The sequence below is a fragment of the Agrobacterium sp. SORGH_AS 787 genome (assembly GCF_030819035.1).
GTDB lineage: Bacteria > Pseudomonadota > Alphaproteobacteria > Rhizobiales > Rhizobiaceae > Agrobacterium > Agrobacterium larrymoorei_B.
In genome coordinates this window covers 13,994-39,407 of sequence record NZ_JAUTBG010000001.1, presented here as the reverse complement: position 1 = coordinate 39,407, position 25,414 = coordinate 13,994, and the positions used below count along the sequence as shown (strand labels likewise).

Genomic DNA, 25,414 nt, shown 5'->3' with positions numbered 1-25,414 from the left:
TCACGAACAACCCATCGGCGTGTCGACATTAGTGAGGCGCATGACGAATTTGATCCGTATGCCGGTGCCGTATTTGGCATGCTGACGAAATAAACCGTCTCATTTGATGCCATCGCGGAGTAGTTCTTCAAGATTGCGACTGAGCATACGGAGCTCGCACACCCGGAATTTGGAGAGCGCTGCGCAAGGCTGCCAAAGCTATTGTGGAACCGCAGTCATGCCGCTGAAGCGGGACACCGCCAGCGACAACCGCGGTAGTCACCGGATGCTTACTATACCCAAGCGGTACTGAGCCTTTCTGCTTCTGCCGACTGTAAGGTCGAGATCTTGGGGCGCGCCGATAATTTGAGCGGGAACATCCTCTTCACCTGCGGCGATGGCAGCGGAAGGACTTGGGCGACACAGCCGACGTTAGCCATAAGTCTCTAGGCTCTGCCGCCCTGAAAGCTCTCCCCGATGAAGTGCGTATTGCCGCAACTAGAATGACTGTATAAAAACTTACCATCGAATCTGGATTTAGGGCGGTCTGCCGTTGTTGTGGAAAAATTTCGTGTCGTGGCTGTCAAGTAGCGTGAAAAACGACGCTCAATCCCAGGCAACAGATTTTCGGCCACTTGAGCTTCACCCAGCCACAGCAGACTCGGAGCAAGTTGAGGTTGACGCAGCCCCAGCAGACTCGGAGCAAGTTGAGGTTGACCTAGCCCCAGCAGCATCGCGGGAAGTCGAGGTGAATCCCGCATCTAGGATGGCTGCCATCGAAGCGTCGATGCTTAGTAAAAATTACCTGGAGGCCGAACGTCTAGCACTTGTCGCGCTTGAGCTATTTCCGAGAGAACCAGGTCTATATAACCAACTGGCTCATGCGTACAAATTTCTCGGGAGAGATAGTGACGCAGATCAATGGGCGATCAAAGGTGCTGCTGTTGCTCCAGAACACGTTTGGCTTCGGTTGCTCGAGGCTGATGCGGTTGAAAGACGAGGTGACCTCGACAAAGCAAAACTATTTTGGGCTGCTTTTCAACGCGACTTTCAGCAGATGCCAGATGGATACTTCCGCCAGGCTTCAATAGCCCTTAATTCGGGGCTTCTGCAGGAGGCTAAATTGCATGCGGACCAGGGGGTAGAGGCGGCATCGCTTGGGATTTACGACATTCGCCTCGCTGTAGAGATCGATGCCAAGATTGGTGATTTCAGTCAGGGAGTTGCTAGGTGGCTGAAAGGTGTGGAGCGGCTTGATGCAAATCCACCGTTCTACGACGTGGGCGCATTTTTGCTTGTGAAAGCAATCGAAAACGATTGGCGCCGACCTATGCTCAACGAATTGTGGTCACAGCTCGTTGCCCAACAGCCCGATTCCTACGAGCGGTTTATGCCGGCCATCATTGGACAAACGCTACCCCTTGCGATCAGAGATCCATCGGCGTTTGAGAAGTTTCGAGCTTTCGCGAGGTCAATGGGGGGGACGTTGCCGCCGGACGCAGACGATACTTCATTAACGGCAATGGTGAAATTCATCGTGGCTCATGATATTCCAAAGGCTGTAGCGGAGAAATGGCTCGCTACAAACATCGGGAATATTTCGACGCAGATGCTTTGTTGCCTGTGTGATTTTTTATTAAAAGGCAACCTAGAGAATTTTGGAGCCGTTGTCGATCGTCGCATAAGCTACGATTCTATGACGCCTCAGGCTCTTTATAACTTCGCAGTTCTAGCATTTGCTTACAGGCCGGAGGCCCTAGAGAGTTTGTGGTCACATTTATCCGCAGATACTAGTGTCGTCACCAAGTCACCCCAGTCTGACGTTTTGGTTGAAGCTTCTAGAAGGCGCTTGAAACGGATCCATTCCTTGCCTGCGAAAACGGAAACATTACGTATCGCATTGTGCATATCTGGGCAGTTAAGGGGGTATAGGGATGCATTCTCCACATGGGGCGTGCTTGGTTTGGACAGGCATGAGGTGGATATCTTCGTGCATGTTTGGGACGACCTCGGGCGAAAGTTGCCGTATCCTCCACACTGTGACCGAGCATTTTCCCCAGAGTTTGCGCAGACCTTTCAGTCGGCATTCCGGACCTACGGCGAGGGCGGGATTGAGCGGCTTTATCCGAACTTGATAGGTTGGTTTCGTCAAAGTAGTAAAGTTACTGAAGCTGAGATAAAGGATTTCTACAAGACCGACTTTGTAGTCGTACAAAGTGCTGAAGATATGGAGCTTGCCTCGTGGCCAAACCACTATAAAATGTACTATAAAGTGGAGGAATGTTTTAAGCTCGCGCAGCATACGGGCAAGGAATATGACTTAGTTATTAGAATACGTCCCGACAAATCTTTCCACGATGGGCCGCCCATCGACCTTGCGGACTACGTTAATGAAATGCGAGCTAGATCAATTGTATATGTGGATGACCGCAACTTCCTTCACTATGCTACCCGGCTGTCTGTAGGGGACCAGTTTGCTGTGGGGTCTTGGGAAGATATGCGGATCTATTCGACGGCATTCTCTGCGGTGCGTGATACGTCATTCACAACTCAGTATATGTTCCCCACAGACTTGCTACCACACGAAAATTTCGCCTGCATGTTGTTCTATAACGGCATAACACCACTACCATGCCCAAATGTTCGCTTCGCTGCGCCGCTTGATCCAGAGCGGCTTTCCAACGATGACCTAAATCGTCTCCTGGTGCAAGATATTGGCGCCATTCCGCGTAATGACCTAGACTTAGCGCTGCTTGAACTGTTGGTACGTTAGATGCTGATCTCAGGGAGGGATCTCGTAGGGCGGCAACCATCTCCGATGCAGCGCCGCTCTGTGAGCGTGATGGCATCAAAATCCAAGACGTCTAGGACCTTATCATCGCGGTCGTTGAGAACGCCTTCGGTCTCATCAGCACCCTTCCAAAGGCAATCGACTAGCTGACGGACAACGGCTCCTGCTTCACCCCGAGGGAACCAAATCGCTGCTCATCGGCATCGGAATGGAGCCGCGTTCAACCCCGTTCGCAGCCCTCAGTTTAAAGGGAATAGCCGAAGGCCTCGTCAAAACCTTCGTAAGCGGCAAGCTGAGGCCGTTCAGGCCTTGTAGCTCCACGGCGTAAGGGCGGTGAACTTAATTGGCGACCTCAAAATTGTGCTTTTGGCTTTCGGCACGTTCGCTTGCGGTCTATACCTCGTTCTACTGGTCCGTTCGGCTCAATGCATTTTCATCGCTGGCCGATAAGAGGTAAGCCCCCGGTGAAGGCCGCAGGTCAGGCCGCTTGAGCGTTGATGGTCGGCGGTGTCCAATTCCAAGGAAGCAGTTGTGCTGCAGCTTGGTAATCGGGGTGTCCGGGATGCGGGCAAGAACGTCGGCAAGCCATGCCTGCGGATCGATGTCGTTGAGCTTTGCCGTCATGATCAGGGTGGCCATGAAGGCGGCACGGTCAGCACCACGATCCGATCCGGCGAAGAGCCACGATTTTCTGCCGAGTGCGAAGCCTCTGAGCGCCCGCTCAGCGGCATTGTTTGTCAGGCAAATTCTGCCATCCTCCAAGAATGACGTGAAGCCATCCCAGCGCTTGAGCATGTAGTCGATCGCCTCTGCGACCGGAGAACTGCGTGACAGCTTTGACCGCTCGGTTTGAAGCCAGGCCTGCAAATCGTCGACGAGCGGCAGACTTTCCTTGTGGCGACCTTCCAGGCGTTGGTCGGCCGTAAGCCCGTTGATCTCCCGCTCGATATCGAACAGGCCGTCGATCCGTTTGACGGCTTCGAGCGCCACAGGCGAGATCGGCGCGGCGTTCTTTCCACGCTTGGCGTTCGCGGCAATGTCGGCGAGCACAAAGAATTTGCGCCGCGAGTGCGCCCAGCAGAGTGCCTGCGTCAGCGGACCGGGATCGCGATCAACCTTGAACAGCGGATTGTAGCCGCCATAGGCATCCGCCTGCAGAATGCCGGTGAAGGTCTTCAGGTGGCGTTGCGGATGTTCCTACCGTCGATCGCGCGAGGCATAGTAAAGGGCGGCCGGCGGTGAGAGCCCTCCGAACGGTCGATCGTCCCGGACATAGGTCCAGATGCGGCCCGTATCAGTCTTTCCCTTTGCCAGGATCGGCACGGTCGTGTCGTCACCATGCAGACGGTCGGCAACAAGGACATGCGCTTCGATCAGAGAGTGAATGGGCTTCAGCGCCGCGGCGCATGCTCCAACCTGATCGGCCAGCGTCGACAAGCTGATGTCGACGCCCTCGCGGGCGTAGCGTTCGCTCTGACGATTGAGCGGCTGGTGCTGGGCAAACTTCTCGAACAGGATCATCGCCAGCAGGTTCGGTCCTGCAAAACCGCGGGGCGTTACGTGGAATGGTGCCGGCGGCTGCGTGATCTTCTCACACTCGCGGCAGGAGAACTTCTCCCGCACGGTCTGAATGACCTTCCACTGACGCGGGATGACCTCCAGGGTCTCGGTGATGTCCTCGCCAAGCTTCGACAGTTTGGTCGATCCGCAGCAGGCGCAATTCGCGGGAGCGGCGATAACGACGCGCTCACGCGGCAGGTGTTCAGGAAAGGGCTTGCGTGATGGGCGCTTGCGCTCGAAAGCTTTGACGGCTGAGGCTTTGGCGGCGATTTCCGCGACCAATTCATCTTCACCGGCGTCTGCTTCGAGCTCCTCGAGTTGCAATTCCATCTGCTCAAGGAGCCGCGCCTTACGCTCGGACCGGCTGCCGTAGAGTTCACGGCGAACCTTGTCGATCTCCAGCTTCAGCCGCGCGATCAGCGCCTCGGAATGCGATACAAGTGCCTTTGCGCTGGCGGCTTCTGCCTTGGCGGTTGCCGCTTCTGCTTCGGCTGCAACGCGTCGAGCGCGTTCCTGGGCCAGCAGTGCAAGGGCACTGGCAAGGTCATCCGGAAGCTCTTCGGTCGCATTGCTCATGACAGAATGGAATCATATTCGACCCCGTCATTCCAGTGTTTTTGCTCATCCGGCCGACGTCGGCCGCCAGGTCTTTTGCGGCATCCGCCAGTCGATACCCTCCAACAGGTAACCGAGCTGCGCAGGCGTGATCACCACCGTGCCATCGGCCGCTGATGGCCAGATGAAACGACCGCGCTCCAGCTTCTTCGTAAACAGACAGGCTCCCTGGCCGTCATGCCAGATGACCTTGATCAGGCCACCACCACGGCCGCGGAATACGAACAGATGACCGCACATCGGGATCGCTATCCACGCGGACCCGACGGCCCCGGCCGAGCTCGATCGTTACATCGCTGCGCTTCCGACGAGAATGGGATGTGGTGGGCGGTTCCGGTTGAACGGGAGAGACTAACGAAGCGGCCTCAGACACGATTACCGGCACCAAAGTCGCCGTGTCCGACCTCGGCTCCTCGATCCGGCAAAGCTCCTTTCGCCAGCGAAAGAGTTGACTGACATGAATGCCGGCTGCGCGGGCAATCTCGGAGATCACCGCGTCTGGCTCAAAGCAGGCAGCGACGAGGCGCTCTTTGTCTTCGCGTGACCAGCGCCGACGGCGCTCTACGGACGTTATCACCTCAATTGGATGCTTCGTCATATGATTACTCCTAGTGTTACCACTAGGACTGGCAGTCAGCAGCCCGTCATCGCAAGACGGCCTTCACCGTGGGCTTACCCTTGCTACGCTACCCACCAAAATTCATTAGGACAACCGCGCCCTTCAGCTCCGCAGACTTTCAGTGCCAAAGGTTTGGTCCGCAACGAAATTGCAATTGGCCCATGGGGAATTCGGTAGGGAGAGATTAGAGGTGTTGAGCTCGACGCGATTTTGTCGATCAGCCGGAGAAGTTGGGTGTACACTTACCTCTTGGCGACAGCGTAACGCTCATCGAACGTTTGCAAAGACTCTTTAGTCTCCTATATGCGAAACCTGGCACTGCGGACAGCGAAGCGAAATACCAACATACTTTATAAATTATCGTTTTAGACGATAATCGTATTTCGCATTAACTTTGATTGTGAAAACGGCTTTTACTCTTTCCCGTTAATGTCTCTGCATCGACGATCAACCGATCGATCCATTTAAATGTCTCTACCAAATCTCGGCAGACAAAATGTCGGACAGTCAGATCTCTGATGCTCTATATGCAGCGCTAAATCATCACTATCGGAACCCACACGTCGGATTACTACTCCTCTCTGATATCGGAGCCAGCCTGACAGCCTCGAAAATCTGGCCCGCCCCAACGGAAAACCGGCGGCTCAAAGAAATCATAGAGGACCTCGACGGTATGAGCTTACGATGCGACCGAGGCTTCGTTGTTGTGGTTCCGAACGGGTACGAGCAGCGTGCGGACCAAGTGATTGAGGAACGACGAAGACTCGAGTTTCTTCGTTCGCTACCAAAAGGGCTACTTCTAGCTTTCACAACGATTGCCACTGAACGACAAGTCGTCGGCGTCGGCATCAGAGGAAAGCTCTTCTATGAAGCTGCGGCGATTCTTGGGACGGGTGTGAGGCTGGTAGACGACGACCTTCGTGTACCAGGAATGGAAGTCTCCGACCTCCCATCGCAGAGAGACGATTTATTGAAGTTGCTGTATCAAAACATACACATATGGTGCGACCGCCACTGTCTCGATCCACACGGCCTCGCTTACCACCTTTTAAAAAATCGGTCAAAGACATAAGGTTCCATCCATAACAAGATGTGAAAGTCACCGCAAGCTTGATAAGTTAACTCGTCTTTCCGCCATTGTGGCTAAGCGAAATACACTATGACGTTTCTGAAGAAGCGCGAAGTTTTTAGGCGACGGAGTGAGGCCATTCAGGCCGCGTAGCCCCACAGCATGAAGTTATGAATGTCACTGCTCAGTCAGCCATTTTTATCAACGAAAACAGATGATGACCCGACGCTTAAGTAGGTCGCCACGGCGGCAGGTCCCAGGTCTTGCCGAAAAGCGCTGAGCGTTTCTGACGTCCGGATTTATCTTCGCCGCCTAATAAACAGCTGTACGTGACACACTGACCCACACGGCGAAAATAACGCAAACCATCGCTTTCTCCACACGACGACTAGGTTAGAAGAAAGTGCGACAGCGGGCAGAATGCATCAGCTTCGCTTCGGTGATCCGGTATAGCTAGACAGGAGAAACAAGGCCTACGTGAGTAGCAGACCTCGCGTTTAGCCATACGCTCGGTAATCTTATACGCGCCTGCGCCACTCATCTCCCCGCTCCTCGCTACCGGTCATGGCACTCCTGTCAAGCCAGACCTTCACGCCACTCGCGACGGCGCGTTCGTAATGCGGCGACCATAAGTGCGCAAATGCAGCGCGGTAAAATTATAAATACGACCGCATGCGCCAGAGAACGTCGGGGCACTCGACGTTTATACCGTCGGGTGCGCCATGGTCAACCCATTGACACTAGGCCCTATCAAAGCTTCTCGTTAGAAGCATCGGACGTGTAGAAGCTCCGCATATCCCCACTCCCTATGTAGGGGGTTCAGGTCGCGCTTCTAAATAGGTTACGCGCATTTTGTGGCGAACCGTAAGCGAGGTCTCAGGTACCCCCGCACGGAACAATTGGAGGATTTCCTAAGGTAGAGCCACTTGATAGGTATGAACGCTTCGTCCGACGTCATCGGTAGCGCCGGTAAATGTTATTATTCGCGCCGCTGTCCGCCCAGTCCCTACCGTTTTCGCGGCGCCAGTCGCAGCTCCCGGCATAGGGGTGGGATATATCATTTTCTCCATTTCCGCACGAGCGGTTGTGGCTCAGGCCGGAGGAGTACACACTGCCACGGTTCCCGCGATCATCTACACAACCGCTGAGGATGCTGACAGATACTAGGCAGACCACCGCGCTCAAATTATTCATAGCTTTACCTCCGAGTGACCGAGATTAACCAAACTCTGTTGAACCCAGTTCCATCTTCGTTAATCGCGCAAATTCAAATCATAGGAGTGCCGACCAGCCAAAATCTACATCTACGGGAAGGCGCCCATGCGGCGTTCGAGACAGAAGGACTCCAATGATAAAAGGTCCATGTCCATTCCGGTTTATGCTTCACAATTGCTGAGGCAAGCACGACACTTATCAAACGTGAGAGGGGTGCATTCTTACTTTTGGCAACCGCTCATTAAGGAAGTCAACACCCATTCTCGGCTCACCCGATGATGGACAGTTGCCTGTATCCTTAACATCCAAACGCTCATCCGGCTGCTTCGTCGCTTTCGTTATTTGTATGGGCATTTCCGGGTTACACGCTGCTTGGTAGAAGAACCAAGACCATTATCAACGCTCAGCGCTGGCGGACATGGACACAGGCGTGCGTAGTCCGCTTCGGACCCAGGGGGAACGCGATTTTCATTCCAATTTCGGAGGAAATTCTGTCATTGCTTTGACTAACATGGGGACCTGTCGAAAGCTTTGGGTCCTGTAACCGAACGCGGTCGGTCAACTCCTACTCGATCCGAAGGCGCGCCACTCTATCCTCTTCGGCTCTTTTTTCACCCACACGAGACAGCGGACCAACCATCAGACTCTTCTCGACCTTGTAGTTGTTCTGATCTCACAATCCTCACTGCGTTCGGAAAAACTTGAAGTTCATGCTGATAGTCGATATTGCGGTAACCTCGTAATCAACAGACGAGGACATCATGGCAACAGGTACAGTTAAATTTTTCGCACGATAAGGGCTTCGGCTTCATCACCCCAGACAACGGCGGCCCAGACGTCTTCGTTCACATCTCTGCCGTCAGCTTCGGCGGCGCCCTGACCGACGGTCAGAAGGTGAGCTACGATGTTGGCCAGGATCGCAAGACCGGCAAATCGAAAGCTGAGAACGTTACTGTTCTGTGAAACCGAAGCGGCCCCGTCAACCTTGCCGGGGCCATCCAGGCCCAGTCGATCAGCGGCTACGCGACCGCCCCTCTCGGTTCGTAATGGGGTATATACCGCTGGAACAAGTAACCTGGCACCCAGAACCCTTCGTGCTTCTGCACAGAACACCACTCGCCGCTCCTAGAAAAATTAGACGTCTACCTCGGTCATTGACCGCCGTCGCTGACCGCTTCACCAACGGTGTCAGCAACAAACGCGCCCCGCTCCCCCATGGGCTTTGGCGCACCAGTCGTTGAATCCTTGCGCGTTTGATGCTCGAGCTCGGCATTGATTTCGGCGCCGACGATCAAGATGATGACCGAAATCCACACCCAGACCATTAGACCGATCAGTGCCCCGAGAGTGCCGTAGGTCGCATTATAGTTTGCGAAATTCTCAAGGTAGAAAGAAAATAGGACGGAAGCGACCAGCCAAAGCACGCTACTGAACATGACACCCCAACTCAGCCACTTGATCTTTGCTTCCTCACGGCTAGGTCCATAGCGGTAAATCATCGATATGCCGCAGCCAAAGACAAGTATGATGAATGGCCAGCGTGCTAGACGGGCAAGCAGCTCCTGCCAGTCATCAAGCCAGAGATACTTCAAGACTGCAGGCAGGATGCCTATCGTCGCGATTAGGACGATCGCAACAACAAGCGCGCAAAAGGTAAAACCCAGCGATAACAGGTTCAAGCGAACCAGGCTGCGCTTTTCATCTTCGCGATAGGCGACGTTCATTGCATCGAACAAAGCCTTAATGCCGCTGTTGGCGCTCCAGATGGCGACGAGCAAACCACCAAAGAATGCCAGACTTCTTGTCGAAGTTGCCTGCTGCGTGAGAGATGTCAGTTGATCCAATATCAAATCAAACGACCCGGGCGGAAAGACACCGGCCAAAAAGCTAATGTGGGCCATAATGGCAGTCGGATCTGCGACAAATCCATACAGTGCGACCAGAGCGCCCAGTGCCGGAAACAGCGATAGCAACATGAAGTAGGTGACACCGGCGGCGATCAAGGTCACGCGATCGGCGATGATTGCCTTCACGACGCGCCAGAAGACATCGCGCAGGCCCTTTGCGGGGATATCCTGAGGTGCCTCGGCGTCACGGCCACGATCAGCCAAGGTGTCATTCATCATCGTTGTCTCCAGTACGCTTATCCCTGAACCCGCATCATACGAGCAAGAGCTAACGATTCTCTTCGATTGAGGACTTATGGTATGCCATCTCGACGGGGACAACGTCGCCACCGAAAGTGTACCCACTTTCGTCGTCGCGTAGCAAAAGGGAAAGTTGGATCTGGCTTGCGTTCGATCATCCGACGAAGAATCCCCACGGAGCGCAACAAACCCAGCCCTTCGACGCGCATATGGTTGACGCTACCGACGCCTGTGCGAAACGATCGAAGTGATCAACAAAGGTGAGGCACGCGTCGGATCCAAACAAATTGCTTAGGCATGGTAGCCCTCGAAGCCTCTTTCCGGCTTCTCCGGACGCACAGCAAAGCAGCTAGATCAAAGAGGCCGGGCCCACGAAGTTCTCGAACACATCGATGCGATTGATGCCAAAGTATATGCGTGACCTTCTCGAAGCATTACCTAGGTGAGCTGTGTCGAGCGTTCAACCTCGCATACGCTAGCGACCCCTTTCCAGACCAGGTGTTGAACTTATGGCGACCGGTTCAATTCTAACGGATGCCTGCCCTCTATTCCTTCATGAATGACCTAAAAGCACTCAAGGAGGCGAACGACGACGGCAGCTTAAAGCAAGCCGCGCTCGTCGCTTTCGACGCTGACGCAATGCCATGTTCGGTACTACCGATCATGTGTTGCTAAACGGTGCGGAGTTGGAGCTCACGTTCTTGGCGCTACCACGTGGCGTGCCGACATGATCATGCCTTCTGAAGCACCAACGCAGCTCTTTGCGCGAGCTCTCAAAAAGAGGGCGCCTTCGGCTTTATCGTCAGGATTTTTGGCTTAGCGCGAATTACGACGCCCTTTAACCTGGTACGATGGGACATGGGAGACGCCTTGCGCGGTCGCGTGACCTTGATCACCAATGGGCGACCCGTATCCTAAATCAGCATGATCGGTTTAGGGATCATTTAGCTGTGCCTTCAACGACATCCTCAAAACCGAAACACAAAGAACGTGTTACGAAGCGGTTGGCTCTTGCAACCAAGCCGCCTCCGTCATGACCGCTCGTCGTTCTCAATTTTTCAAATGACATCCGTTCACAGCGACCCATCACGCGCGTGCATTGACCAGTTGAAATGGATGACCTGACGAGCGTCTCAAAATAACTGACCCATTACGGTTACACAATAAATGTGGATGCTTGTCGTAGGTCGGTTAAAGCAAAACGAGTGAAACCAGCGACATAATGAGTGCTGGAAACATGACAACCACGCCAAGCTTCAAAAATCTCCAGCTGCTGATATTGAGCCCTTCACGACGAAGTGCCGACAGCCATAGGATCGTCGCCAGCGACCCCGTGACGGAAAGATTGGGCCCGAGATCAACGCCAATCAGAACCGCGCCTGCGACCTTATCCGACACGTGCGCTGCCTGAACCACGCTACCGGCAAGCAAGCCAGCAGGCAAATTATTGACGAGATTGCAGATGACGGCCACAAAGGTCCCGGCTACACCAATGGCGTAACCTTCGGATACCGAAGACAAAGATACCAACTGATCGGCCAGAATGGTTGTTACACCGGTGCGGTCAAGCGCCTCGACGATGATGAACAAACCTGCAACCAAGGGCAGGACGCTCCAACTGATACCCTTTATCGTCTCCATGGGGCTCTGTCGTGTCAGCAAGAGAACGAAGATAGTCGTGATCGTCCCGGCAACGAAAGTAGGGACGCCGAGGTCAGCATGTAGGGCCGACGCAACGATGAGGATGATAGCGGTGCTTACGATGCCCCACCCTGCAAGGCTAGCGCTACGGCTAAGGACCGGTCGGTCTGCCGCGGCAGCGAGCCTCTCTTCCGACAAAGTGCGCCTCTGCGTCCAGTAGAGACATATGAATGTCACGATGATGGAAACTACCGACGGCAGCAAGAACGTTGCCAGCCAGCGCGACAGAGGAGGCATTTCGCCCCCGGCGAAGATTACGAGATTGGCCGGATTGGAGATTGGCAACACAAAGCTCGCGGCGTTCGCGATGAAGGCGCAGATCAACAGGTAAGGCATCGGATCGCGAACCCGGCTCGCACGGCAGGCTGCATAGACGGCAGGCGTGAGAACAACAGCAGTCGCGTCATTCGAAAGAAACACCGTCACGACAAGGCCGACCAGATAGACGAGCACAAAGAGACGCTTCGGCGATCCCTTGGCGTAGGAGGTTGCAATCGCAGCAACCCAATCGAAGAGGCCCTCTTTGCGAGCCAACTCAGATAGTAGCATCATGCCGATCAGGAAGAGATAGACGTCAATCCCCTTGGCAACACCTTCAAGCGCATCGGCAGGCTCGATCAGCTGGAACAAGAGAAGGAGAACAGCACCAAGAACTGCCCAAACGGCCTCCGGCCAGCGGAACGGCCGGGTGATAACGCCAGCCGCTGTAACGCCCTGCGATACCCCATACGATCGCATTTTGGGTCATAGGGTCGTCCTTAATGTGTGAGAGGCACAACGGCCGGCTAGTGGGAAAATCTGGTTCTTTTGACGGATCCCGATACATCACATCTTCATTTCCAGCAACAGGTCCCACTAACCGTGAGAAGCGCGAGAAGCCTTCATTAGGCTCGCTTGACAACGCCATAGGTTTGCAAGCAGGCCGTCTTTGTGCCTTCACGCTGATGCTTAACAGGCGCTTTGACCTGAGCTGATTTTTAAAGCCATACGGCACGGCAAATCGGCTACGTAATGGCGTGAAACCGACGATTTCCTCAGAATGCATATTAGAACTGAAATGATATCACATCGAGTACACAAAGCCCTGATCCAACGCTTGGTGCTCACCGCGGCCCTAATCCTCTTATCGTAAGCCCACGGTGAAGGCCGTCTTGCGATGACGGGCTGCTGACTGCCAGTCCTAGTGGTAACACTAGGAGTAATCATATGACGAAGCATCCAATTGAGGTGATAACGTCCGTAGAGCGCCGTCGGCGCTGGTCACGCGAAGACAAAGAGCGCCTCGTCGCTGCCTGCTTTGAGCCAGACGCGGTGATCTCCGAGATTGCCCGCGCAGCCGGCATTCATGTCAGTCAACTCTTTCGCTGGCGAAAGGAGCTTTGCCGGATCGAGGAGCCGAGGTCGGACACGGCGACTTTGGTGCCGGTAATCGTGTCTGAGGCCGCTTCGTTAGTCTCTCCCGTTCAACCGGAACCGCCCACCACATCCCATTCTCGTCGGAAGCGCAGCGATGTAACGATCGAGCTCGGCCGGGGCCGTCGGGTCCGCGTGGATAGCGATCCCGATGTGCGGTCATCTGTTCGTATTCCGCGGCCGTGGTGGTGGCCTGATCAAGGTCATCTGGCATGACGGCCAGGGAGCCTGTCTGTTTACGAAGAAGCTGGAGCGCGGTCGTTTCATCTGGCCATCAGCGGCCGATGGCACGGTGGTGATTACGCCTGCGCAGCTCGGTTACCTGTTGGAGGGTATCGACTGGCGGATGCCGCAAAAGACCTGGCGGCCGACGTCGGCCGGATGAGCAAAAACACTGGAATGACGGGGTCGAATATGATTCCATTCTGTCATGAGCAATGCGACCGAAGAGCTTCCGGATGACCTTGCCAGTGCCCTTGCACTGCTGGCCCAGGAACGCGCTCGACGCGTTGCAGCCGAAGCAGAAGCGGCAACCGCCAAGGCAGAAGCCGCCAGCGCAAAGGCACTTGTATCGCATTCCGAGGCGCTGATCGCGCGGCTGAAGCTGGAGATCGACAAGGTTCGCCGTGAACTCTACGGCAGCCGGTCCGAGCGTAAGGCGCGGCTCCTTGAGCAGATGGAATTGCAACTCGAGGAGCTCGAAGCAGACGCCGGTGAAGATGAATTGGTCGCGGAAATCGCCGCCAAAGCCTCAGCCGTCAAAGCTTTCGAGCGCAAGCGCCCATCACGCAAGCCCTTTCCTGAACACCTGCCGCGTGAGCGCGTCGTTATCGCCGCTCCCGCGAATTGCGCCTGCTGCGGATCGACCAAACTGTCGAAGCTTGGCGAGGACATCACCGAGACCCTGGAGGTCATCCCGCGTCAGTGGAAGGTCATTCAGACCGTGCGGGAGAAGTTCTCCTGCCGCGAGTGTGAGAAGATCACGCAGCCGCCGGCACCATTCCACGTAACGCCCCGCGGTTTTGCAGGACCGAACCTGCTGGCGATGATCCTGTTCGAGAAGTTTGCCCAGCACCAGCCGCTCAATCGTCAGAGCGAACGCTACGCCCGCGAGGGCGTCGACATCAGCTTGTCGACGCTGGCCGATCAGGTTGGAGCATGCGCCGCGGCGCTGAAGCCCATTCACTCTCTGATCGAAGCGCATGTCCTTGTTGCCGACCGTCTGCATGGTGACGACACGACCGTGCCGATCCTGGCAAAGGGAAAGACTGATACGGGCCGCATCTGGACCTATGTCCGGGACGATCGACCGTTCGGAGGGCTCTCACCGCCGGCCGCCCTTTACTATGCCTCGCGCGATCGACGGTAGGAACATCCGCAACGCCACCTGAAGACCTTCACCGGCATTCTGCAGGCGGATGCCTATGGCGGCTACAATCCGCTGTTCAAGGTTGATCGCGATCCCGGTCCGCTGACGCAGGCACTCTGCTGGGCGCACTCGCGGCGCAAATTCTTTGTGCTCGCCGACATTGCCGCGAACGCCAAGCGTGGAAAGAACGCCGCGCCGATCTCGCCTGTGGCGCTCGAAGCCGTCAAACGGATCGACGGCCTGTTCGATATCGAGCGGGAGATCAACGGGCTTACGGCCGACCAACGCCTGGAAGGTCGCCACAAGGAAAGTCTGCCGCTCGTCGACGATTTGCAGGCCTGGCTTCAAACCGAGCGGTCAAAGCTGTCACGCAGTTCTCCGGTCGCAGAGGCGATCGACTACATGCTCAAGCGCTGGGATGGCTTCACGTCATTCTTGGAGGATGGCAGAATTTGCCTGACAAACAATGCCGCTGAGCGGGCGCTCAGAGGCTTCGCACTCGGCAGAAAATCGTGGCTCTTCGCCGGATCGGATCGTGGTGCTGACCGTGCCGCCTTCATGGCCACCCTGATCATGACGGCAAAGCTCAACGACATCGATCCGCAGGCATGGCTTGCCGACGTTCTTGCCCGCATCCCGGACACCCCGATTACCAAGCTGCAGCACAACTGCTTCCTTGGAATTGGACACCGCCGACCATCAACGCTCAAGCGGCCTGACCTGCGGCCTTCACCGGGGGCTTACTAGCAAGGCGATCACCGTTTTAAGAGAGTGACCTACGTCACGCTCCAAAGCCGATCGGCGCGTCGTGGCTGAGTCGAACATTAAGATAGGGGCGCGCGCCCCCCGGCGATCCAAAGTCGATAGACGCTGCTTGTTGCATTTATCTGGACGACGTTCGAGCCGTTTTCGTAATATCCAAAATGAGCGAGTGGGTTGGTCGATTTCCGGAATGGTCTAGGTTCAATTCCCATCAAGAGCGTCTACACCCATCCCGCACGCTTGAAACGGTAGTAAAGAATGGCGCATAGAATTAGAATGACGGCCAGTACAACATAATATCCGTACTCAGTCTTCAACTCAGGCATGTTCTCGAAGTTCATGCCGTATATGCCAGCGATGGCTGTTGGCACCGCCAGGATCGCCGCCCATGCGGCAAGCTGTCGGGTTATTGCGCCTTGCCGCTGTTGCTCGAGAAGATTTGCGGCTTCGAAAACGGAGGTCACAATATCGCGCAGCCCGATGACCATGTTTTCCACCCGGCGGACATGATCATGAACATCCCTGAAAAACGGTCTGGCATTGTCGTCGACGCAGGGTAGTTCGAGATGGGCGAGTTTGCTGGCAACTTCCGACATTGGGCCGATCACTCTCTGGAACTTGATGACTTGCCTGCGCATCCGAAAGATCCTGCGGATCTGCTCCGGCTCAAGGAAGGAAATCAGAACGTGCTTTTCGATCTCGAGTACCCGGTCTTCTATCGTTTCGACGATTGGCAGATAGCCGTCTACTATGAAATCCAGAATGCCGTGGAGAACATAGTCGGGACCGTGCGAGAGGAGCTGTGGTGCCTGCTCGAGTTGCTCGCGCAGTTTTTGGTGCGATCTTGCCGATCCGTGCCGGACTGTTATGACGTGCTGTTGGCCGACAAAGATACAGGTTTCCCCATAGATGATTTTGTCGTTTTCCAGATGGGCGGTCTTGGCGACGACGAACAACTGATCGCCGTAGATATCGACCTTGGGCACCTGCCGTCCATTGAGCGCATCTTCGACTGCAAGGGAATGAAGCCCGAACATCGCCTTCAGGTGCGCCATTTCTTCGGCCGTCGGATCGGCCAATCCAATCCAGACGAAGCCACCTGCAGTGGTATCGAATGGTTGCGATGAGAGTGCGACCTCATCGGCGCGCTTCCCGTTGAGGTAGAGGTATGATGCGACGACTGTCATCTGTGTCCGTTGAGGCTGCTTGGGGCGGGAGACGGGATAGGCAAAGACATCGAAGACTTGATACACGCAAAGCCGGCGCGGAGGTAGCGTTTTAAGATCCACGGACGAGTGTGCACCCGGAGCTATTGGAGCCCAGCGGCAAGATAATCAGCCTTGCGTTCGCCCTTTTCGGATCGAGCTATTGTGGTTGGAATTCCAGCAAGTGCGCAAGACAGCACCCGGTGGTCGAGGCGAGGCGCGGCATCTTCATCGCGACAGCCACTGTGCGATCAGCTCCCGCGAAACTGGCGCCGGATCAACCGCTAAAGCCTCTTCCGCCCGCGGGCGCCCGTTAAGCACTCCACACCTGTGACACCTGCGCATGACAGCTGAAGCTGCTCGACGTAAAACGGCTGGATTTTTAAGTCGTCTATGTGCGATTTCGGCTGACGGCCACAAATGAATATGGTGGATACAGGGTCACATACATGGCACGCACTGTCATCAGCCGGTGACAGCACTCTAAAAAAAAGCCGGCGCGAACCGCACCGGCCTTCCGGCTGTTTGCAGCAGGGAGGCCTTCTTCGCACAGCCTCTCTGCGTTTGTTTACTTACGGTACGCCAGGCCACCCCACACGCGACCTTCGTCGCGGTGACGTCCACCGTGCACGGCACCAATATAGGCTGCTACAGCCGCCACGAGCGACGAAGCTGCCAACAGGAATGCTGTAAGGATCCCTGTGATACGGGCCTTCTCCGCGGCGTCTGCTGCTGCTGTCTTAGCGTCCTCGGCCGCCTTCTCAGCTTGCGCTCTCAGTTCATCGATCTTCTTCTGTGCTTCGTCAGCTTTTTGCTGCGCTGCCGTCCGCACAGCCTGCACACGCTCGACCGTCTGATTGACCCGTGTCTGTGCATCAGCCTGTGGGATACCCGTGCGTGCAACGATCTGGTTGGCTAGCCACGCCTTATCGCCATCTGAAATTTCGCCAGTGGAAAGCAGATTGCTCAAGATGCCGCCAGCTTGATGCTGAAAGTCAGCAGCGTTCGGATCGGTCCCAGGGGCGGGCGTGTCCGTCCGCAGCATCGTATCTGTGAAATAGTCGATCGGGTTCGTCTTTACGCCCTGTGGCAGGGACTGCTCGATACTTGGAGCGGCAGCTTGGCCCGCGCCCTGAGCAGCACCACCGAGGGCGTTGCCAGCGCCTGATACGATGCCGCCTGCCAACTGACCTGCACCTTGTGCTGCGCCACCAACTGCAGAGCCGGCTGCCTCAACCGCTGTCTGTGCGACACTCCCGACGGCCTTTGCGCCACCCGTAACTACGCCGAGCGCTAGAAACGCTGAAACGACCGTGCCAATGCCCCAAACAACAAGACCATTCATACCGTCTCGGGTCGTCCGTTCATCACGTAATGTACCATCCGAAACTGGGCGTCGCATGCGGCCCGCAATGTAACCACCGAGCATGTAAGACGCGACCATCGACACCACCACGAACAGGCCGGTGATGATGAGCCATGTCATGCTGATTTCGCCGCCGTTGTCGGCCGAAATTGCATTTAATCCCAGCCCACCGGCGAATGCGGTAAACACTGCCATGGTACCTGACGCTATAGCGGTCCCAGCAAAAATCGCTGGCCAGTCGACGTAGCTGCGATGTGGGTTCTCAATCAATTCAGATCCTACCATCAACGTAACCCCAACAGAGAGAGAACAAACAGGACAACTACGACTAGTCCCACCAAGTAAATGATCGAGTTCATGAGGGTCTCCTCTAAAGAAATCAGTTCCAAGGGTGCAGCTGATCTAAAGCTCGTTATCGCTTCCTGCACGCAAAGAGCGGCGCAGCCTGGTCGACTGCGTTTAGCCACATCTAAACACTTTTGTGAGGACATCGTTCCGCCTAAAAAAAGACCAGATATTTCCTTTTTTAGCCATCCGTCACAAACACCGCCAACTCGCGCCGCACAAGATGCCGCGCCTTCGCGCCAGACCACACTATCAAGCAGGGCGGGACGTCATGTCGCTCTCATCATCTTCTGCAACGCGCTTAACGCTAAATCCGCCGGGCCGCCCAGAAGGCGCAGGACGAGCATTGCCTAAAGTCTCTCAAGCTGGACGGTGACCGCCGCGATCTCGGGCGCCGTGCCGCCTGCCAGAGCCATACCTGTGACTGCAGTACCGCGGAGGTCGTTGAAGCTTAGGGTGGTCATCACGTAAAGTCGACGGGTCGTAGACTTCGGACCTAGTACCGAAAATTCCCTCGACGAATAGTGCGACCTAGCCGCAGGCGAGATTGTCAGCCTTGCATTTAATGAGTTCGGATCGAGGTTGCGGTTCGATCTTCTGCAAGTGTCCTAAGTCGTCGAGAGCCTCCCATCTCCTGCATCCTGCGGGGCATGCGCGGCATAGTTGATTTATTGCGCCGTACTACTTGATCAAAAACGATTGCGTCTGCCATATTGATCTAGGGGGCGCTTATGCAAAAACGGTACTGGCTGCTATGCGGCGTGATCTTGCTTGGGATCATGAAACTCGGCGAGACGCCAGAGGATGGTCGAGGCGTGGCACATCCATCGTCGACGGCCACTCTGCCATCCGCTCCCGCCAAACTTGAGCCGGATCCACCGTCGTATCCTCCGCCACCGTCGACACCCGCTGAGCGCTCGACAACGGTGCCGCCTGCGCAAGACATTGAGCGCGCTCGACCCAAGTTTGTGCGGGGAAACAGCGTCGCGTTAAGACAATCGCCGAACGCAAAAGCCAACATCCTCGACCGGCTCAATATGGGCAAACGCGTGATGGTGCTGGCACATGAAGGCCAATGGTCGCGCGTGAGAGACGACCTTACCCAGCGCGAAGGCTGGGTTGCGACCAGGTTTCTGAGCGATGATGAGCCCGTTGCGAAACGCGACGGATCGGAGGTCAAGGAGACCGTCGAGGTCAAGCCGAAGATTTCTCCGTCGATCATCATCCATAGGATCATTGCGGAGTCGATCGCGGGCTATCCTGGGACGTGCGCGTGCCCGTACAGCACGGACAGGCGCGGCCGAAAATGCGGCAGCAGGAGCGCTTATTCGAAGCCGGGAGGGTATTCGCCGATCTGCTTTGCTGGCGATGTGACGAGGTCGATGATCGAAGCCTACAACTGAGCTGCATCTGTATCTGGACGCTACCGCTTTAGGTGGCGGACAGTAGCCAGACCCTCCGAGTTGCACAGGTGTTAACTGGCCAAGGATGGTCTTGCGCTCGTGGAGCTCGTCCGGATTGCTTAAAGCCTCAGGCCCAACCCCTTCTTCAGCGACTGTTCAAGCTGATACGTCCTTCTCTGTTCAGCAACATGCGCCCGTTCAACCAGCCGCACGATGTCCCGAATACGATCAACGTTCTGAAGCTGATCCTTGTCCAGCCGCAGGTCCATCTTCTCCAGCTCCGACCTATTTCGCGTGCCAAAGCGTTTCTCGATCGCATTGGCGATGAGGGCTGCTTCGGAGAGCGCTTGTCTACCCTCTGGCGTCTTCGTCATCTGCTCAAGGAACTGCGGCCTCTGCTCCTGGTCGAGCTGATCGAATGCTTTGAGGATCGCGTCGCTCTTCGGCGACAAACCCGGCACCTCGACAATGTCGCGCTTTTCGCGTTGCCACTCTTCCGACCGGCTTGCTTCGTTCAGACGGCGCTTCCAGGTCTCCGCAGCAAATCCGACATGGCTGGAGAGGCCTTTCGCCTTGCTCAATGCCTGCTTGCGCTCGGCATTGTCGCCGAAGAGGCCACTCTTGCCACGCAAGGCTCCAAACTGCTCCGGCCGTTCACGGACCGCTTCGACCAGTTCGGCTTTGTTCGTTTTGTCTTCGAGGATGAGGCTCTTGAAGGCGAGCGCGACGGTAAAGGACTCCTGATAGACCAAGCCTACCATCGACTGCAGATGCTCGATCTCACGTTCCAGATGTGGCATCGCATTGTGCCGCGCCACCTCGTCGATGGTGCGGTCGTAATGCGTGATCGCGGCAACGAGCGGGGCAGGGATATTTTCCTGCTGCTCGCTGATTCGCTCGAGCGGTTGCTGTGGCCTAATGCCAGATTCTAGCTTATGCGCCTTCTCTCCTGCCGCGGCAACTTGCAAATCGTTCGGTCCACTTGTTCCCGCCTGCAGACCTCGCCGCTCAGCAAACACCTGCTCATAGTCGAGCGTTGTTTCCTTGACGCCCGAGCGACCCATGCTGGCGAACATCTCCTTCATGTCATTGAGCTCATCACGACCGGCATACAGCGTCACGGCGTCCCGGTGACGGGTCATCGCGACATAGGTCAAATGCCGATCCATGGTCGAGGATGCCATGGCGAAAGCGCGGTCGACTGTCGCTCCTTGAGCCTTATGGATTGTAGTCGCGTAGCCATGATCAAAGGATTGGTAATCTTTGACCGGTAGAGCGAGATGGCGGGCGTTGTTTTGTCCGCCCGAAGATCCGTCGAGCCGCAAATGTAGTGCGTTCGGCTCGACGGCTTCCACCGTCCCCAACATGCCGTTCTTGACGCCAAGATCCCGATTGTTTTCCAGAAGGATGATGCGGTCACCAGGCGCAAAGGCACGCTTGCCATTGACCGTCTGATAGACGATCTCGCGGTTCGTCTGGCCCTCTGCGTACCCGCGTTCACTGCCAGCTTGACCATCGCCTTTCGCCAGCAGTCCTTCGGCCTGAAGTCGCTCGCGAATACCGTCATTGATGGCACGAACATCGACCCGCCGATGGGCCAATGCAATGCGTGACCCTTCCGGGTTCTGCGCCCGATCGGCAAGATAATCACGGATGAGATCGGCACAGGCCTGCTCTCGATCTTTGGCGAACCGAATTCTGTCGCGCTCCGCATAATGCTGCAATCCCTCTGCGGTCCGATGCGTCGCAAAAGCGACAGAGGCTTCTCTCTGCCAGTCGTGCTTCTGCCGGCGGATATCGGTGAGTTCGACGGAGCCGATGCGCTCGGCAATGGCGCGGAACGGCGAGCCTGCCCCGATCGCCTGAAGCTGCTCATGGTCGCCAACGAGAACGAGCTTCGCACCTCGCTTTTCGGCCTCTGCAACGAAGCGCGCCAGCTGACGGCTTGCCACCATGCCAGCTTCATCGATGACGAGAATATCGTTGCGGCCAAGTTCGTTTCTGCCACGGCTCCAGCCATACTCCCAGGATGCCAGCGTGCGCGCCGCAATTCCGGATGATGTGGTTAGACCTTCGGCCGCCTTTCCGGCAAGGGCTGCACCATGAACACGATAGCCTTGCGCCTCCCATGCCTCACGCGCAGCAGCCAGCATCGTCGATTTACCAGCCCCGGCAAAGCCGATCACAGAAGCAATCTGTGTCGGTGAGGTGATGTGCCGAACAGCCGTCCTTTGCTCATCGGTGAGACCCGAGCCGCCAAGCATCGCATCCTGCCGGAGCAGTGCCTGGTCGATCTTGTTTATGCTTACGCCATGACTGTTTCGCTCCGCCATCCGCAGGCTACTCGCTGCCATCGTATGCTCGACACTGATCATCTCGCGCGTCGAGTATTTTGCCAATTTGCTGTTTTGCGCAGGCATTAGCTCGACGAGCTGAGGCGACGCCATGACAGCGGCAAAGGCGCGCTGGAAGCCGTCATTGTCATTGATGTAGCGATGGATGGTGCGGGCGATATCATGACGATCGAAAACGCTTCTCTCGTCGGTCAGGATGCGCAAAACCTCTTCCGGTTTTCTGCGGATTAGATCGGCGTTTTTCTTCGCTGCTTTCTCTTCCAGACGACCCCTGGATACGTCGAGCCCGCGCCGCTCCATCTGGCTGGCATGCACACCCATATGCTCTGTTGGTGAAAGCTCCAGACCGCGATCGAGATGCGATCGATGATCGACACGGATATCGAGACCGGCCTCCAGCAGATGGCGATTGGCATGATCGGCAAAGGCCTTGCGGATATCGCGCATCTGCATATGCGAGGTGGGCAGACCGTTTGCCAGCAACCATCTGTTCTCGCGCTCGATCATGGTCTTCTCGGCTAGACCTTCTGGTGTCACCTCGCGCGTCGTCATCATCACATGGGCATGGACATTCCGGATGTCGCTCTTGGCTTGCGGAACATGAATGGCGAAGTCGACGGCAGCACCGTAACGATCTGCCAAATCCTGGGCAAAGGCACGGGCGAGTGACAGGCGGGCATCTGCGTTTAGCTCATGCGGAAGAGCAATCTCGAACTCACGAGCAACGCGGGAATCCCGACGACGCTCTGCCCTCTCTGCTGCATTCCACAGTGCTGAGCGATCCAGTGCCCAGTCCGCCTCGACATCGGCAGGAAGAACGATCTCGGAATGAACCACGCCCTTCTTGGCAGTAAAATCATGGGTGAGGCCATCGCGTTCGTTGGTGAGCAGGCTTGCTGTACGGTAAGCGATGGCCGCGACGGCACTTCTGCCGCCCGATCGGCTGACCGGCTTTGCGCTGCAATGATAGATCGCCATCATTCCCCCGCGATAGACAAACCCGACAGGCAGACAGTCTCCAACTGCGCCTTGTTCCTTGGCCAAAGGGCGCAAACGACGCGCCAAAATGTGTTCAACTCGTAAGTGCGCCCTTGTTTGATCGCCTCACTGAGTAACACCGCATGGTGATGGCTGCGACCTGCAGATCTGCAGATTGCAGCCTGAGCGCATTGAAGCTCGAATGCCTGCCATTCGTATGTCAGGAAAGGATGCAGCGATGAGGAAACCAATTCGTCAGCGCATAGAGGAACTTGAGCAACAAAAGCGCACGCTTCAATTGCGCCTGGACAGGCAGGAGAGGGCACAGGAACGGCGCCGCACAATGCTGCTTGGCGCGTTTCTCCTGGAGCAGTTGCGGCTTGATCACGACGCCGAACACATGCGCGGGCAGGATCTCAAGGACTGGCTTGCGCGCACACTGCCGTCATTCGTCAAACGTGATGCCGATCGCGCCTTGTTTGCCGATCTGCTGACAGACGATAAGACAGCACGCGAGCAAGCAAGCCTGATTGCTGCTGGCGGTGACAGGCATGACAATGAAGGCTGCGATAGTCGCGGTGACGATAATGAGGGCGGTGGTCTGTTTGCCCGCAATCGTCGCCGCGACGACCGCAGCGACCACGTCGGTGGCGATCGCGACTGTGACGATAGCGATGAGACCGTCCATCATGGTGATGATCGGCCATGACGGTGTTGCGATTTCTCAAAGCCCTTGCGCTTGCACCGCTGATCGCAATGGTTGGAGCAGCTTTTGGCTGGTGCCTTGCGGGCGCGGTGATTGCGCTTGATGTGATCGCTCATCTGGTTCTTCATCAGCAACAGGGTGCAGTCAGCAAAGGCATAACGCTCTTTGCCGGGTCGCTACCGATCATATTGGGTATCGGCGGTTTGTTTGCCCCGTTCGTGAGGCAAACGTCCCACCAATTCGTATTCGGTTCGGCATCCTGGGCAACAGCGGGCGATCTGGCGTTGTTGAGGAGGACGCACAACCAAGGTCTATTGATTGGCCGTGATCCAGCTACGTTGAAGCTTCTGCGATATGACGGGCCATCGCATCTGATGACGATGGCACCAACGCGCACGGGAAAGGGCGTCGGAACGATCATTCCCAATCTTTTGACGTGGCAGCGCTCGGTCGTCTGCATTGATCCGAAAGGCGAGAATGCCAGGATAACCTACAGGTCGCGACAACGGTTCGGACCGGTCCATGTCCTCGACCCGTTCGGCGTGACCGGTCACCCATCTTCGATGTTTAACCCGTTCGCACATCTCGATGCCACCGTTCTCGACATTGCCGAACATGCCGGGACGCTGGCAGAGGCTTTGGTCTATGATGAACCGGGTACATCCGGGGATGCACATTGGAACGAGGAGGCCCGCGCTCTTATCGCTGGAATGATCATGATGGTGGTTGCCAGCGAGCCGCCAGGTAAGCGTCATCCAGCAATGCTACGCGACTATCTGACGAGACCACCAAAGGCGTTTGCCGAGCTTTTGGCACGGATGCAGGAGAGCACATCCTGTGATGGCCTGATCGCACGTGCGGCCAACCGGCATCTGGGCAAATCTGATCGCGAGGCATCAGGTGTTTTATCGTCGGCGCAGCGCCATACGCATTTCCTCGACAGTCCGCGCATGCGACACGTGATGCAGCGGTCAGACTTTGACTTCTCCGGGCTCAAGCGCGCGACCGGATCGGTGTTTCTGGTGCTTCCACCCGACAGGCTTGGCGCTTATGCGCGATGGTTGAGGCTGATGATCAATCAAAGCTTGATGGAGATGGCGCGAGATCATGATGTTGGCACGACCGGCCAGATGACAGCAAAAGGAAATCGGCTTGCGTCGGCGAACCGGAACGATCTCAAGCAAACGGACCAGACCGTTCTGTTTCTGCTCGACGAGTTTGCAAGCCTTGGAAGGCTGGCAGCTGTCGAACGCGCCATGGGACTGATGGCAGGATACGGGGTCCAGCTATGGCCAATCCTTCAGGACATTCATCAACTGCGCGCTTGCTACGGCAAAAGTGCCAACACCTTCCTTGCCAATGCAGCCGTGCTTCAGGTGTTCAGTGTGAATGACATCGACACGGCTGAGCTTGTCGCGCGCTCGATCGGCAAGACCGATGCGCATTATATGACCAGGTCCTACGCCGAGGGTAAGCAAACGAGCGCGGAACACATTTCTGCGCGCAATCTCATCAATGCCGACGAGATCATGCGACTGCCGGACAACAGGATGATCCTTCTTCGCCAGGGGCACTATCCGGCGAAGCTCCGCAAGATCCGGTACTACGAGGACAAGGAGTTCAAGGGATTGTTCGAACGGATCTGAGAGTGTCACAGGCGACACAAAAAGCGACCGACAAACCGCCAGACAATACGATTGGCATCGAACGCAAACGCTTATCTGCTAGCCCCAGGAATGAGCCACCCCTGCGACGGAAGATGGAAGGCGATGATCGAGCCTGTCCTGACGGGAACGCGCTCCCCCATAGCGCCGAAG

Annotated in this window: 11 protein-coding genes and 3 pseudogenes; 7 read left to right on the top strand and 7 right to left on the bottom strand. The window is 56.2% G+C overall.

All coding sequences use genetic code 11. The annotated features are described in order from the left end of the window. The first annotated feature begins 550 nt into the window (after positions 1-550). On the top strand, positions 551-2,752 hold the full coding sequence (locus QE435_RS00170; protein ID WP_349039740.1) for a hypothetical protein: 2,202 nt from the start codon (positions 551-553) through the stop codon (positions 2,750-2,752). 496 nt (positions 2,753-3,248) lie between these two features. Here the strand turns inward: QE435_RS00170 and QE435_RS00165 are convergent. Both QE435_RS00165 and tnpB (QE435_RS00160) read right to left on the bottom strand, forming a co-directional pair. Further along, positions 3,249-4,906: pseudogene (locus tag QE435_RS00165) on the bottom strand (IS66 family transposase). A 45-nt stretch (positions 4,907-4,951) separates the two neighbouring features. Continuing rightward, on the bottom strand, positions 4,952-5,191 hold the full coding sequence (tnpB, locus tag QE435_RS00160; protein ID WP_349041096.1) for an IS66 family insertion sequence element accessory protein TnpB: 240 nt from the start codon (positions 5,189-5,191) through the stop codon (positions 4,952-4,954). 3,418 nt (positions 5,192-8,609) lie between these two features. Here tnpB (QE435_RS00160) and QE435_RS00155 point away from each other — a divergent pair. Next, positions 8,610-8,811 (top strand): annotated as a pseudogene (locus QE435_RS00155) (cold-shock protein). A gap of 188 nt (positions 8,812-8,999) precedes the next feature. On the opposite strand, the gene QE435_RS00150 reads toward QE435_RS00155, so the two are convergent. Next, on the bottom strand, positions 9,000-9,974 hold the full coding sequence (locus QE435_RS00150) for a YihY/virulence factor BrkB family protein (protein ID WP_349039739.1): 975 nt from the start codon (positions 9,972-9,974) through the stop codon (positions 9,000-9,002). 1,212 nt (positions 9,975-11,186) lie between these two features. Continuing rightward, positions 11,187-12,434: an arsenic transporter gene (locus tag QE435_RS00145; RefSeq protein ID WP_349039738.1), complete on the bottom strand. Its 1,248-nt coding sequence runs from the start codon at positions 12,432-12,434 to the stop codon at positions 11,187-11,189. 814 nt (positions 12,435-13,248) lie between these two features. Here QE435_RS00145 and tnpB (QE435_RS00140) point away from each other — a divergent pair. Both tnpB (QE435_RS00140) and QE435_RS00135 read left to right on the top strand, forming a co-directional pair. Then, complete coding sequence (gene tnpB, locus QE435_RS00140; protein WP_349041095.1) at positions 13,249-13,494, top strand: IS66 family insertion sequence element accessory protein TnpB; 246 nt, start codon at positions 13,249-13,251, stop codon at positions 13,492-13,494. Between the two features lie 45 nt (positions 13,495-13,539). Beyond that, positions 13,540-15,197: pseudogene (locus tag QE435_RS00135) on the top strand (IS66 family transposase). Between the two features lie 264 nt (positions 15,198-15,461). On the opposite strand, the gene corA reads toward QE435_RS00135, so the two are convergent. Beyond that, a complete protein-coding gene (gene corA, locus QE435_RS00130) occupies positions 15,462-16,427 on the bottom strand; it encodes a magnesium/cobalt transporter CorA (protein WP_349039737.1) in 966 nt (321 codons plus the stop codon). A gap of 586 nt (positions 16,428-17,013) precedes the next feature. Continuing rightward, entirely contained in the window at positions 17,014-18,096 is a 1,083-nt protein-coding gene (locus QE435_RS00125) for a hypothetical protein (protein WP_349039736.1), read from the bottom strand. A 791-nt stretch (positions 18,097-18,887) separates the two neighbouring features. Between QE435_RS00125 and QE435_RS00120 the strand changes: the two genes are divergently transcribed. Beyond that, entirely contained in the window at positions 18,888-19,559 is a 672-nt protein-coding gene (locus QE435_RS00120) for an SH3 domain-containing protein (RefSeq protein ID WP_349039735.1), read from the top strand. Positions 19,560-19,678: 119 nt separating this feature from the next. Here the strand turns inward: QE435_RS00120 and traA are convergent, their stop codons facing one another. Next, positions 19,679-22,891 carry a Ti-type conjugative transfer relaxase TraA gene (gene traA / locus QE435_RS00115; protein WP_349039734.1) on the bottom strand — a complete coding sequence of 1,071 codons (3,213 nt, stop codon included), beginning with the start codon at positions 22,889-22,891 and terminating at the stop codon, positions 19,679-19,681. Between the two features lie 238 nt (positions 22,892-23,129). Here traA and QE435_RS00110 point away from each other — a divergent pair, with 238 nt between their 5' ends. Further along, positions 23,130-23,600, top strand: a complete 471-nt coding sequence (locus tag QE435_RS00110; protein ID WP_349039733.1) for a hypothetical protein — start codon at positions 23,130-23,132, stop codon at positions 23,598-23,600. Beyond that, positions 23,597-25,243, top strand: coding sequence for a type IV secretory system conjugative DNA transfer family protein (locus QE435_RS00105; RefSeq protein ID WP_349039732.1), 1,647 nt, complete (start codon positions 23,597-23,599; stop codon positions 25,241-25,243). Before QE435_RS00110 ends, QE435_RS00105 begins: the two co-directional genes overlap by 4 nt. Positions 25,244-25,414: the final 171 nt, after the last annotated feature.